We start from the raw sequence: 12991 nt of genomic DNA, 5'->3' as shown, positions 1-12991 counted from the left end.
TAGGGACACAACACTGTTGTGTCCTTTACCTGCGGTAATCTCACTCCTCGCTAACAGCCAAACCAGAAACCACAGGGGCGATCGCATTTAACTTCAACACAGGATGTTCCCCTTCCACCTGGCGGCAATTCCACTCATTTCTAAACAGCAAAACCGGCCTTCCCCAAGTATCTTTCACCGTCACCGTATTAAACAGCCGCCCAACTTTTTCCAGCGCATCCCAACCGCCGTCAACCCAACGAGCTACACTGTAAGGCAACATATCGATCGTCGTTTCCACATTATATTCCGACTGCATTCTGAACTGCACAACTTCAAATTGCAACTGTCCGACAGCCGCCAAAATTGGCTCGCGTTTCGACTCATCAACCGAGTACATAATTTGCACTGCGCCTTCTTCCTGCAACTCCGAAACGCCTTTGCGGAACTGCTTAAACTTAGAAGGATTGGGATTTCTCAAAAAAGCAAAAAGTTCAGGAGAAAAACAGGGAATCCCTTCATATTCCAGTTTTTGGCCGGTGTAAATAGTATCCCCGATCGCAAATACCCCCGGATTGTTCAAACCGATCACATCGCCCGGATACGCAACCTCGATCGACTCGCGATCCTGAGCAAATAACTTTTGAGGTCTTGACAAACGCACCGTTTTACCACTGCGAGCGTGAGTCACGTTCATGTCCTTTTCAAACTTGCCCGTACAAACCCGAATAAACGCCACGCGATCGCGGTGTCTTGGGTCCATGTTCGCTTGCAATTTAAACACAAACCCCGTAAAATCTTCATAAGTTGGGGGCAAGTCTCCGGCGCTGCTCTTGCGGGCGATCGGCTTCATAGCGTAATCTAAAAACGCATCTAAAAACAGTTCGACCCCAAAATTGCTCATCGCGCTGCCAAAGAAAACTGGCGTCATTTTTCCAGCCCGAACCAAGTCTAAATCGAGTTCAGTTCCCAACTCATCAAGCAGTTCTAACTCTTCTTTGAGCTGATAGTAAAGGTCTTGTTCCAACAAATCTTCAATGCGCGGATCGCCCAATTCAATGACGGTATCAACAGCAGCGCGAGAACCGTGTTTAGCCCGCTCGAATAAGTGAATTTTGCGCGCCCTGCGATCGAAAACACCTTTAAAGCGATCGCCCGTACCTATGGGCCAATTTACCGGATAAGTCTGCAACCCCAATTCCTTCTCAATTTCGTCCAACAAATCCAAAGGTTCTCTGCTAGGGCGATCGAGTTTATTAAAGAAAGTAAAAATAGGCAAACTTCGCAGCTTACAAACTTCAAATAACTTCCGAGTTTGCGGTTCCAAACCCTTAGCAGCATCCTCAAGCATCACTGCATTGTCAGCCGCCGCCAGAGTTCGATAAGTATCTTCGCTAAAATCTTGGTGTCCTGGAGTATCGAGCAGATTAATGTGATATTTTTTATACTCAAACTGCAAAACAGTAGAAGTAATAGAAATTCCCCGCTGCTGTTCCATCGCCATCCAGTCAGACGTAGCGTGTCGCTGAGCCCGCCGCGCTTTCACAGAACCTGCTTCGTGAATTGCACCTCCGTACAGCAGCAGCTTTTCTGTCAAAGTAGTTTTACCCGCGTCGGGGTGCGAGATAATAGCAAAGTTGCGCCGGCGCTCAACAGCAGTTAGCAGTTCAGTTTCGAGTTCTGTTGTCATCACAAATTAGGTAGGGGAATCATCACCCGATCGCCATTATAGCCTGTGCTACAGTTGCTATTAAAGGTTTAATTATCAATAAAGTCAAGGAAAAGTAATATGTACGACTCCGACAAGCGGAAACTGCTATCACTGGTGTGCCACGGGGCGATTTTTTTCAGCACGTTACTGTTCTCGATCGGAGCGCCGATCGCTGTATTGTTAGTATCAGATGACCCCGTTGTCAAAGAAAATGCCACAGAAGCAATCAATTTTCACCTTAATGTATGGGTGTACAGCACCGTGATTGTGGTGTTAACTGTCGTCACTTTCGGTCTTGCTGGCTTTATCCTAGTGCCCCTAGGTTATCTGCTGCATTGGGGACTGACAATAATGGCTATCCTCCAGGTTTTGCAAAATCCTAACCAACCTTACCGCTACCCTTTTATTTTCCGAATAGTTTAGACAGAAAATCGCGCTTCACCATCGATTTCAACAACCCGATTTCTTCAAGAAGAAATCGGGTTTTTAATTGTTTTATAACTCACATTCGTGACGCCCAACTGGCCAATACACTGCTAAAGTGACAAAGAGGGTTGATTATCGGAGACAAGATTCAGTAAAAAAACTTAAAAGTTTGTGAAACTAAGCATCATCCAGTTGGGGATTCCAGAAAATTGACCTAACATCATGAGTAAAATCTTCTTAATCCATAAAACTTCAAAAATTAGAGCACAATCAACTATTAATTATGGTGTCTTTCCCCTGTTGCAGCGCTGTTGTGAACGCTAAGTTGATCTTCCATTGATGCCGTTTCCCAAACTATGCTACTGCCTTTGGGTTATTTCGCAGAGTTAGCGCTGATGTTCGATCGCTCCGAACCATCGTTTTTGCTTTAGCTGTGCTATTTTTGCATCTGGCGATCGTTTTATTGAAATTTTCCACCAATTCTATCTCTAGCAGGTGTATTAAAACTTAATACAATATTTTGCCAATAAAAATCCCGCTCTTGTGGAACGGGAAAGCCATCAGGGTGCATCTATATATATCTCACTGTAACTCATAGGGGGTATAACCCCTCGTAGCTTTATCGAATCTTTACAATCAACAAATTTTTGTAAAGATTGAGGTTTTTATTTGACTGATCAGCCGTTTTATGAAATTAAAATGGAAAATGCTGACATTCATAAAATCAAGTGAGTTTCCTCTGAATAATCAAAACTTTAAGCTCCTTTACCATGCTTCGGCTAATGGTGGAGCAAATACCATAAAATAGCTAGATTTGTGATAAATACCGCTAACTTAAGTACCGTGACCCCGTGAACTAATTCATATATTTCAGGGGGTATACTGATGCTTACCAGCACTAACACTAAGATTGTTGCCCAGTCTTTTTCGTACCACAAACCAACGGCCTCAACAGCAGTTAAGACTGCATAAAGTGCTGCGGCAAGTCCGCTAAGCAGTAAGTTTTTAGGCTTGAGAATTAGAACTTTGTCTAAGATGAATTCAATAATTTTTAGTTTGCTTTCTAACAAATAAGATTGCGAAAATTGTTCTAAGACTTGATGATTTTTTAATGCCAAAAGCAAAGCAATCGAAGTTACTGTCAAGAGGGAAGCAACAAAACTTTTGTAAAGGACAATTGCGATTAAAGCAGGAGCGCGCTGTTTTTTCACCTTAATTCTCGAAATATCAATAATGTGCGATCGCCTGGTTAGCCTGTTTGGAATTGAAAACTTAAAATTTAGTAGAGTGCGTCAGCAATTAGCTAATCAAGCAGAGAAAAAATAATGCGCTGCTGACGCACCTTACTAAGTTTGAGGATAACGTTGTGCTAAGAAAGAGATAGCAGCAGCCCGATCGCCCAAATCGCCATCCAACTTCGCCGCCAACAAATCATCCAACATTCGTTTAAATCCAGGCCCCGGCTTATAACCCAAAGCCTTCAAATCGTTGCCATTCAAAGGCGGCTCAATATTCGCCCACTTGGTGAGATATTCCCAGATTTGGCGGCGTGCACTTCGCGGACTTTGTAGGGCGATCGCAATTAACACCGGCAACTCATAATTCCTCAACAGCAGAACCAATTGACTCGGCAACTCGCACTTAGGCAAACCCTCTGCTAAGTCGTTCTTTCCGGCTTCCAAAAGTTGCAGCCGCTTAATACTGTCAGCAGGTAACTGAAGATTTGCAGCCACCTTGCCACGATATTCCGGTGCTAAATAAGCTATCAAAACTTCCAGCCGCATCTGCCAATCGGGAATATTGATAATGGGGAATGGGGAATTGGGAATTGGGGATTGGGAATTGGGAATTGGGAATTGGGAATTGTCTTTTCCTTCTTCCTTCTTGTCTCTTCCTTCTTCCTTCTTCCTTCTTCCTTCTTCCTTCTTCCTTCTTCCATTCAAACACCGATCGAGCAAACGCAGTTGCCGCCACAACTCCCGATCCAACTCCAAAGTAGGATGAATGCAGCGCAAAGCCTGCAAATCTCCCAGCATTTGCAAAGCAACTTTCCAGTAAGGAGCTTGCAAAATGTATTTCAATTCGCTTTTGAGCCGAGTTTCCAAAGCTGGAGCTCGACCGTTTTCCCCCTGAATTCGGTAATAAATCCCGCTGGCCAAAGCGTTGCGGATGTATCCTTCCGTCTGCGGCTCAATTTCAAATCCCAACCGCACCGCAAACCGCACAGCGCGATAAATTCGCGTCGGATCTTCGATAAAACTATTGGGGTGCAAAACTCGAATTTGTTTCGCTTCCAAGTCCAGCAAACCGCAAAAAAAATCTAATAATTCGCCGCTGCGAGGAACACCCAACCGCACAGCCAGCGCATTAATTGTAAAATCCCTGCGGTACAAATCTTGGCGAATTGAACTCGCTTCAACTTCAGGATTTGCAGCCGGATAAGGGTAAAATTCAGTGCGAGCCGTAGCGATATCCACCCACAGCGAGCCGAAAGCAGAGTCTTTGTGCCACAAAAGCGCGGCGGTTTGAAATTGACCGTGAACGTCCAAACGCGAGTCTGGGTATAGTTTTTGCAGCGATGAAGCTAACTCGACACCAGCACCGGAGTCGTCGGAACCGCACTTTCCATCCACAACCAAATCGATATCTGTTAGCGCCAGTGTATCATCCGTGGCTAAGAGTAAATCCCGGACTGCTCCACCCACAATATAAAGTTGCCAGCCGCGGTTTTGGGCAATATTGGCCGCGATCGACAATAATTGCCACAATTCGGCACTTATGCGCGATCGCAACAACTGCTCAACCGATTCGGGCATGACACAATAAGACAATTCTGCATTGCTTCCCCTGTCTCGCGCTTTTTGCTGGTGCAATTCCCGCAACACGTCAGTGCGAGTCACAATTCCTACAAGTTGACCGTTTTCCAATACTGGCAAGCGCCCGATATCGTATGTCACCATTAAAGATTCAATTTCCGGCAGCAAGGTATCTGGGGCGATCGTTTTTAGCTGCGGACTCATGTAACCCTTGACGGGGGCGTGGCTGAAACCGTGGTGCAGCGCAATGTCAATGTCGCGGCGCGAGATAATGCCGGCGAGTCGATCGTCCGCATCGACCACAGAAAGCCCCGAATGTCCGTAACGTAGGAGGATACGGTGAGCTTCCCCCACCGAAGTTTCCGGGCGAATACTCCGCACTGGAGACGACATTAACTCGCGCGCTGTCGGAGGGTGGGGAATTTGAGTTTTGAGTTCGTCAGCTAACTGATTTAAAGTCAGCAGGGGGTCAACATCGCGGGTGGCGAGGGAAGCGGCGCGGGCGTGACCTCCGCCACCGAAGGGTTTGAACAATTCGCTGAGGTTTGTTCCTTCGATGCGCGATCGACCGATAATAGTTAATCGATTGGAAACTGGCGATTCGGGAGCGATGTTGCGGTTGTTTTCGTTTTCGCCAAATTTATAAACATTGCCTAACAGCAGAGCATCAGTTTCAGTTAAATCGAGCAAGCGAGAAGCCAGGGAAGAAAGCCCCGGAACGTAAGCTTCAGTAGATAGCAGCACCCAGGCTATGCTGTAACCGTGCAAAGTTTCCGATCGCAAATTATTCAGCGCTTCTCTCAGCAAATCTTGCAATTGAGGGGACAAACCGGGTTCTACATATTCAGCTATTACCCCCAAGCTCGCTCCCTGTTCCATCAACCACGCCAAAGCTATTGCATCTCGCGCAGTTGCGCCCTCAAAGGTGAGGGAACCTGTATCGACGTGGATGCCGAGGGCCATTACTGTTGCTTCCGAGGGCAGCAGGCGGAATGGTGTGTCGCTGTTTTCTGCTTGATTTTTCAGCTTTTCGACAATTAATGTCGTGCTGGCTCCGACTGCTTCGATCTGCGTAACAGTAGCGGGAATGTCTAAATCGGCCTGTAGATGATGGTCGAAAACCGCTATTTCGTTGAGGTGCGGCAAATCCAGCCACTCGGCGGCTTTTCCCAAACGATCGCGCTGAGACGCATCAACTATAGTAATCGATCGAATTTGTTGCGGATTGACCGATCGGCGCTCAATCAGTGGGTACTCGTCGCGGTGTAGCGCCAAAAAATCCCGCACTGTCGGATGACACCCGCCCGTCAATACGATCCTGCTACCGGGGCGCAGCACGCAAAGTCCCACCGCCGCCCCCAAAGCGTCAAAATCTGCTGTTGTGTGGCACAAAACTAAGTCCATAGCCGAAAATCCCGCATCTCTAACTCAAACAGTAGCAATTTCTCGCACTCTGAAACCGGATGTGTCGATCGGGCTTTAACTTAACCTTTCCAGTTTTCTGTCGTGTAGCGAACAATGATAAAATTGATCGAAATCTCAAGAGCCGCTGACGCCTGTTCGCGCAACGCCCGAATTTGCACTGGTTCTTTCGTATCAATCAACCGACAATTTCTTGATCGACTATCGGGAAACTGTCAAAAACTAGAATTTGGAAGATTTTTTTCGGTTCTGGGAAACTATTTCTGATCAACGCACGGTTATATCGAAAGGAGAAAAGATGTTATCAATTCTGTTTCAAGTGGTTTTACTAGGTCTGGTACTGCTGTCTTTTGTGATGGTTGTTGGCGTGCCAGTTGCTTATGCCTCTCCCCAAAACTGGAATCAGTCTAAATCCCTGATTTATGCCGGGTCTGGTCTGTGGTTTTTGCTGGTTATTGCAGTGGGTGTATTGAACTTTTTAGTCGTTTAATTTCACCCAACTCTCTCGGAGAAAGAAGGTAAAAGATAGAAGGCTGAAGGCATTTACCAGCGATTGAAAGGCATTCGGCAGAAGCTAGGAATTTTCCACACCGCGCGACCCTGTATGTTTTTGCACTTGAGATTCAGATGAGATGCTGCTGCTTTCTGACTTTTGCCTTCTCACAAACAAAAATCTAAAATCTAAAACCTAAAATCTAAACTAGAGCACTATGACTGTTTTCGAGGGAACTTTTACTCACACCGAATCTTTGCGATTTGCTATTGTCATCGGTCGTTTTAACGATTTGGTGGTTAACAAACTTTTGGAGGGATGTCAAGATTGTTTGAAACGCCACGGGGTTGATATTAATCCTCATGGCTCTCAGGTGGACTTTTTTTGGGTTCCGGGAAGTTTTGAGATTCCTTTGGTGGCGCGCCAAGCTGCTCTTTCCCACCGCTACGATGCGGTAATTTGTCTGGGTGCGGTAATTCGGGGCCAAACTCCTCATTTCGATTTTGTGGCTGGTGAGGTTGCTAAGGGAATTGCTGCTGCTGCTTTTCAGACAGGGGTGCCGGTGATTTTTGGGGTGGTGACGACTGACACGATGCAGCAAGCTTTGGAAAGGGCTGGAATTAAAAGCAATTTGGGCTGGAATTATGCGATGAGTGCTTTGGAAATGGGCACTTTGATGCGCCAAGTTAAGGGTTTGGGAACACACTCTTACGATCGATTAGCTAGTGGATCTGCTGCTCAAGTGCTTTCGGGCGAAGCCAATCTGGCGATCGCCCCTGATGTATCATCGGATCAAATCCCCTCATAAGTTGGGCTAGCAGTAGTTTTAAACTCAAAAAACATCAAGATTTGCATCGGGGAAAATCTTAAGACTCTTGTGGGGTGGTGATTATGCTCGCCCCCAAGGTAAAAGTTCCACGGGTCGCAGCCGATCGACAAATTAGACCAATATCTTGCCAATTGGCAATGAGTGTGATATCATAAAATGTTCTTAGAAATAGCGCAACACTAACTATTACTGCATGGCAACGAAGCCAACGATCGCATTTACTCACCTCGGCTGCGAAAAAAATCGCATCGATACCGAACACATGATTGGCTTGCTGGCTCAAGCGGGCTATCAAGTGGATTCTAATGAAGAATTAGCTGATTATGTTGTAGTCAATACTTGTAGTTTTATCCAAGCTGCGCGAGAAGAGTCGGTCCGCACCTTGGTAGAATTGGCAGAAGCTAATAAAAAAGTAGTGATCACGGGCTGCATGGCACAGCATTTTCAGCAGGAATTGCTGGACGAATTGCCGGAAGCAGTCGCAATTGTCGGCACTGGCGACTATCATAAAATCGTCAATGTTATGCAGCAGGTGGAAAAGGGCGATCGAGTTTCCCTCGTCTCTTCAGAACCTACTTACATCGCTGACGAAACTACTCCCCGCTACCGCACGACATCGGAAGGTGTCGCGTATTTGCGTATAGCAGAAGGCTGCGACTATCGCTGTGCATTTTGCATTATCCCGCACTTGCGCGGAAATCAAAGATCGCGGACGATCGAGTCTATTGTCGCGGAAGCTAAGCAATTAGCATCCGAAGGGGTAAAGGAAATTATCTTAATTTCTCAAATTACCACCAACTACGGCAAAGATATTTATGGCGAACCGAAACTAGCCGAACTACTGCGCGCTTTGGGTGAAGTAGATGTGCCTTGGATTCGGATGCACTACGCCTATCCTACAGGTTTGACTCCGCAAGTTATCGAGGCAATCCGCGAAACACCCAACGTTTTACCGTATTTGGATTTACCTCTGCAACACTCGCACCCGGAAATTCTGCGGGCGATGAATCGGCCTTTTCAAGCTGGGATCAATGATGCTATAGTCGATCGGCTTAAAGCAGCACTTCCGGGCGCCGTGATGCGGACAACTTTTATTGTTGGCTTCCCCGGCGAAACCGACGAACACGCAGCACACTTGCTGGAATTTGTCAAGCGCCACGAATTCGATCACGTAGGAGTTTTTGTATTTTCGCCAGAGGAAGGAACCCCAGCCTTCAGCTTGCCCCAGAAAATACCTGCAGAAATAATGGAAATGCGGCGCAATGCGGTAATGGCGGCACAACAACCTATATCATTGAAAAAGAATCAAGAGTCTGTCGGTCAGGTAGTTGATGTCCTGATAGAACAAGAACAACCAGAGACAGGCGAGTTGATTGGTAGATCCGCTCGGTTTTCCCCAGAAGTAGATGGACTCGTCTATGTGACAGGAGAAGCGCGACTGGGATCGATCGTATCTGTGAAAATTACTGGTGCAGATGTCTACGACCTCTACGGTCAAGTGTAAGTATTGCTGGAACTGTTGCCTGAGACGGTGCGGCGAACCAAAACCGGACACGAGCCAAAAATGATTAGCGGATTGTGCAACAAAAGTAACGGTTAGTACACACTTGTGCAAAGATATGTAGCAAAGGGGTTCTAAAATTTTTTAGCCCCAATCTGGCAATCGACCCTCCCCGTCGGGGTGTGGTAATCTCTACAGAACATCGGAAAATTTTAACGAATTTAATGTTTTGTTTCTGAATGTAAAGAGTTATGATGATAACAAGCCAGAAATAAGCGGGGATAATTTGAGATTGCTTCGCCGTCCGCCCTACACCACAACGGTATCCCGAAAGAGTGTTGAGATGGATAGGCGGTAACGGTCGCCCCATCCCCTGCTCAATCCCGCAGGCGACGGATTGCGGGATAGCGCCTGAACCAAACAACCTGTTACTACTATGTAGTGAAGTGGGGCTGGTCATGATCCTCACTATAAAATGCCTAAGAGGGAAAGCTTGCAAGTACCTCAAAGGAAGTCCAATGTCCTGTTTTAAGAATGTTGGAAGCCTATAACCCGACCCCTGGCGGTTGGTATCGGTGATGTCACAAAATCAAAGACGGCTGTCGAATTGGTAAATTTAGTCACCATCGACGGAGCTGCCCTATACTCGATTGCTATTTAAGAAGGTGCGCGCAGGCGCAGCACCATAAAGAACTCTTATGAGTTCCTGCCCTAGAGCAGAAATCCGCATCCGAGTTGGGCAACTTAGAAGGCTAAGACTCGTTATTAGGAGCATTAATGAATTTATTGTTTGAAGGCTTAGGTCTTTCGGAAGAACTCGTTCTCCATCTGGAAACACTAGGCTTTACAGAACCTACTCCCATCCAAGTACAAGCAATTCCGCACCTGTTAGCAGGTCGCGACGTTGTGGGTCAAGCCCAAACAGGGACAGGCAAAACGGCAGCATTCTCGTTGCCCATCTTGGAGCGGATTGATTTAGATGTAACTGCGGTGCAAGCACTGGTGCTGACGCCGACTCGCGAATTGGCGATGCAAGTAACTGAAGCCATCCGTGATTTGAGCGGCATTAGCAGCGACGGCCCGGTAAAAGTGGGTCGCTCTCTGCAAGTTCTGACAGTGTACGGCGGTCAATCGATCGATCGTCAAATGCAGCGTTTGAAGCGCGGCGTTCACGTCGTTGTCGGTACACCAGGACGCATATTGGATATGCTGAGCCGCGGCAGCCTGAAACTAGACAAGGTAAAGTGGCTGGTTTTGGATGAAGCTGACGAAATGCTGAGCATGGGCTTTATCCAAGATGTGGAAAAAATCTTGGATGCTGCACCAAAAGAACGTCAAACGGCATTTTTCTCGGCGACGATGGAAGCTTCCATTCGGAAATTGGTGGCGCGGCATTTGCGTAACCCAGTCAACGTCACCGTAGAACAGCCAAAAGCAACGCCAAAGCGCATCAGCCAAGGCGTGTACATGATTCCCCGTGGCTGGTCGAAGGCAAGAGCTCTACAGCCAATTTTAGAAATGGAAGACCCGGAATCTGCACTGATTTTTGTGCGGACTCGGCAGTCGGCGGCAGAACTCACCAGCCAACTGCAAGCAGCAGGTCACAGCGTTGATGAGTATCACGGTAATTTGAATCAGGCACAACGGGAACGTTTGTTGCATCGGTTCCGCCAATGTCAGGTGCGCTGGGTAGTGGCGACTGATATTGCGGCACGGGGTTTGGACGTGGATCACTTGACTCACGTGATTAACTACGATTTGCCCGACAGTGTGGAAAGCTACGTTCACCGGATCGGACGCACGGGCCGGGCTGGTCGCGAAGGAACGGCGATTACGCTGATTCAACCGGTCGATCGCCGCAAACTGCGCTTGATTGAACGCCACGTGCGATCGAGCTTGACGGTACGAAACATTCCGACACGGGCGCAAATTGAAGCACGTCAGTTGGAAAAGATGCAGGGTAAAGTTCGCGAAGCTTTGGCTGGCGAACGGATGGCATCTTTCTTGCCTCTGGTTTCTCAGTTATCCGAGGAGTACGACTCCCACGCGATCGCTGCTGCTGCATTGCAAATGGCTTTCGATCAAAGCCGTCCTGCTTGGATGGGCGCTGATTACGCTCAACAAGAAGATCCCCCGATTGGTGGAGAAAACAGCGTCAAGCCTATCTTGATCAAAAAGCGGGCTAAGACTGGTGAGACGACTTTTTCTGGAGCACCGAGTGCTCCTGTTCCCCAGAACCGCTAATTGGTAGGGTGCACAATGTGCACCTTATTTATAATTACTGTAGAGATGCGATCGATCGCACCTCTACTTTTTTTTATGGGTGTGATCCCAAATCCGAGAGCCCTCGGCGGTTGAAACCGCGAACAAACTTTCGTCTACTCCTAGCGGACAGAGAATTGGATAAGTAAAGATGCAAGTTAGCGATCGCGCTAACCTTCAACACCCTGACTTTTAACCCCGGCGCAAAACAGGGGTTTTATTTGGCCCAACAGAGTACAACGCGATCGCGCTAACCTTCTACACCCAAACAAACCCCAGGCGCAAAACTGGGGTTTATTTTGTCCGGGTTGCGCGATCGTGCAAAATTTACGCCCGACGCTTTTGGGCTTCAAAAGCCATAAAAACATTACTGGGTAAGGCTTTTACGCCCGACCCTTAATTGAATCATGGTTAACTCTATTTGTACGAGGGTATCAATCTAGGGTGTTATAATAAATTATCAATACTGCGATTTTGTAGGAGAAATGGTGGGGGACACCCCGCCATCGACTCTCTATCAATACTGTGAAAATCGAGGTTAAGTCTATGTCTTCTCAAAATAATGATACCAATCCTATTTCTTTAATAATAATTGCGCTCCGCGTAATTGTTGTTTTGCCGATAGGTTTTTTTTATGTGTTGATTAGATTGTTAATATGGGCTTGTCTTGTGCAACTTAAGCTATTTTTATTTATAAGTCTTATTGGTATTCCCATTGCAATAATGATTTCTGAATGGCAAGATAATACTTTAAACCCTGTGTTAGATAAAATTTTTCAGTCGCTCCTTCGGATGCTAGGTATGCCAGAGGCTTTATTGGGCGAATAAAAAAAAAACTCCATAAAAGAGTAAAAAGCCGATTCAGTAAGGTTTTCAGACACAAGACAAACACGATCGCGCTTCAACACCCTAACAAACCCGGCGCAAAACTGGGGGTTTCATTTTGTCTGGATACAACGCGCAACCCGTCAGAACCAACAAAACCCCCTTAAGTCAGTGTTACTTTAGGGGGTTTTCGTTTCAATTCAACTAATTTCCCTGACAAGTAGCGAGAAAAAAGGGGAACTGTGCAGTACCCGTACGGTATAAAAACAGTACCTCCGTTTCCGTCCGAACACACGATCGCCACCGAAATCGCCTACTTTATATGGGGAAGAAAATTTCTGTAACTAATTATACACTGAGAACGTTAATTGATGAATTGGGTACTGAGTGTCAAAATGTGATTACTTTAATCCATCAGCTTCAGTTACCTGATTTGAGCGATCGACAAAAAGCTGAAATTCTAGCAGAGTTCCTGAGTGGTGCAATTCATCTGAACGTTCACTGCGGAGAGGATTTTCAGACACTAATTGCTGAGGAAATGACAAAATTGTCGGATGATGATGAAGAGGATTAAGGAGACGCGGGCGCTCGCACATGAGGAAAAAGCCCTCCAGTCAACTTACAGAAAGGCTAAAAATCCTCATAAGTAGCTAGACAAAATTAATTACATAGTTTTCTCCAAATTCTTTCAGGATTTTTTCCACAGAGGTAACAAAAGTACCCCAAT

The 12991-nt window shown here is 46.6% G+C and carries 10 protein-coding genes; 7 read left to right on the top strand and 3 right to left on the bottom strand.

Going from position 1 to position 12991, the window contains the following annotated elements; translation table 11 throughout:
• Window positions 1-40 precede the first annotated feature (40 nt).
• Window positions 41-1669 (bottom strand): peptide chain release factor 3, encoded by a 1629-nt coding sequence (gene prfC / locus QUA24_RS00050; RefSeq protein WP_333050296.1) that lies wholly within the window; start codon window positions 1667-1669, stop codon window positions 41-43.
• Between the two features lie 99 nt (window positions 1670-1768).
• Here prfC and QUA24_RS00045 point away from each other — a divergent pair, with 99 nt between their 5' ends.
• On the top strand, window positions 1769-2113 hold the full coding sequence (locus QUA24_RS00045) for a DUF4870 domain-containing protein (protein ID WP_333162138.1): 345 nt from the start codon (window positions 1769-1771) through the stop codon (window positions 2111-2113).
• Between the two features lie 782 nt (window positions 2114-2895).
• Here the strand turns inward: QUA24_RS00045 and QUA24_RS00040 are convergent.
• Window positions 2896-3327, bottom strand: a complete 432-nt coding sequence (locus QUA24_RS00040; RefSeq protein ID WP_333226244.1) for a DUF2127 domain-containing protein — start codon at window positions 3325-3327, stop codon at window positions 2896-2898.
• Window positions 3328-3462: 135 nt separating this feature from the next.
• Complete coding sequence (locus QUA24_RS00035) at window positions 3463-6336, bottom strand: CBS domain-containing protein (RefSeq protein ID WP_333226242.1); 2874 nt, start codon at window positions 6334-6336, stop codon at window positions 3463-3465.
• A 316-nt stretch (window positions 6337-6652) separates the two neighbouring features.
• Here QUA24_RS00035 and psbZ point away from each other — a divergent pair, with 316 nt between their 5' ends.
• The 6 genes from psbZ to QUA24_RS00005 all read left to right on the top strand — a co-directional run bounded on the left by psbZ (window position 6653) and on the right by QUA24_RS00005 (window position 12838).
• On the top strand, window positions 6653-6844 hold the full coding sequence (gene psbZ, locus QUA24_RS00030) for a photosystem II reaction center protein PsbZ (RefSeq protein ID WP_015177377.1): 192 nt from the start codon (window positions 6653-6655) through the stop codon (window positions 6842-6844).
• A 220-nt stretch (window positions 6845-7064) separates the two neighbouring features.
• The gene (gene ribH / locus QUA24_RS00025) at window positions 7065-7655 is read left to right on the top strand and encodes a 6,7-dimethyl-8-ribityllumazine synthase (RefSeq protein ID WP_333215967.1); all 591 of its coding nucleotides are present in this window, start codon (window positions 7065-7067) and stop codon (window positions 7653-7655) included.
• A gap of 214 nt (window positions 7656-7869) precedes the next feature.
• The gene (gene rimO / locus QUA24_RS00020) at window positions 7870-9180 is read left to right on the top strand and encodes a 30S ribosomal protein S12 methylthiotransferase RimO (protein WP_333226240.1); all 1311 of its coding nucleotides are present in this window, start codon (window positions 7870-7872) and stop codon (window positions 9178-9180) included.
• Window positions 9181-9954: 774 nt separating this feature from the next.
• Window positions 9955-11421: a DEAD/DEAH box helicase gene (locus QUA24_RS00015; RefSeq protein ID WP_333059615.1), complete on the top strand. Its 1467-nt coding sequence runs from the start codon at window positions 9955-9957 to the stop codon at window positions 11419-11421.
• Window positions 11422-11985: 564 nt separating this feature from the next.
• Window positions 11986-12267: a hypothetical protein gene (locus QUA24_RS00010; protein WP_333226238.1), complete on the top strand. Its 282-nt coding sequence runs from the start codon at window positions 11986-11988 to the stop codon at window positions 12265-12267.
• A gap of 319 nt (window positions 12268-12586) precedes the next feature.
• Entirely contained in the window at window positions 12587-12838 is a 252-nt protein-coding gene (locus QUA24_RS00005) for a hypothetical protein (protein ID WP_333226236.1), read from the top strand.
• Window positions 12839-12991: the final 153 nt, after the last annotated feature.

This window comes from Microcoleus sp. Pol12B5, from assembly GCF_036701335.1.
Classification (GTDB): domain Bacteria; phylum Cyanobacteriota; class Cyanobacteriia; order Cyanobacteriales; family Microcoleaceae; genus Microcoleus.
This window is presented reverse-complemented; position numbering and strand designations above follow the sequence as displayed.

Coding starts and splice junctions, on each gene's coding strand:
- prfC (WP_333050296.1), bottom strand. CDS start 1,669: ATGACAACAGAACTCGAAACTGAACTGCTAACTGCTGTTGAGCGCCGG.
- QUA24_RS00045 (WP_333162138.1), top strand. CDS start 1,769: ATGTACGACTCCGACAAGCGGAAACTGCTATCACTGGTGTGCCACGGG.
- QUA24_RS00035 (WP_333226242.1), bottom strand. CDS start 6,336: ATGGACTTAGTTTTGTGCCACACAACAGCAGATTTTGACGCTTTGGGG.
- psbZ (WP_015177377.1), top strand. CDS start 6,653: ATGTTATCAATTCTGTTTCAAGTGGTTTTACTAGGTCTGGTACTGCTG.
- ribH (WP_333215967.1), top strand. CDS start 7,065: ATGACTGTTTTCGAGGGAACTTTTACTCACACCGAATCTTTGCGATTT.
- rimO (WP_333226240.1), top strand. CDS start 7,870: ATGGCAACGAAGCCAACGATCGCATTTACTCACCTCGGCTGCGAAAAA.
- QUA24_RS00015 (WP_333059615.1), top strand. CDS start 9,955: ATGAATTTATTGTTTGAAGGCTTAGGTCTTTCGGAAGAACTCGTTCTC.
- QUA24_RS00010 (WP_333226238.1), top strand. CDS start 11,986: ATGTCTTCTCAAAATAATGATACCAATCCTATTTCTTTAATAATAATT.
- QUA24_RS00005 (WP_333226236.1), top strand. CDS start 12,587: ATGGGGAAGAAAATTTCTGTAACTAATTATACACTGAGAACGTTAATT.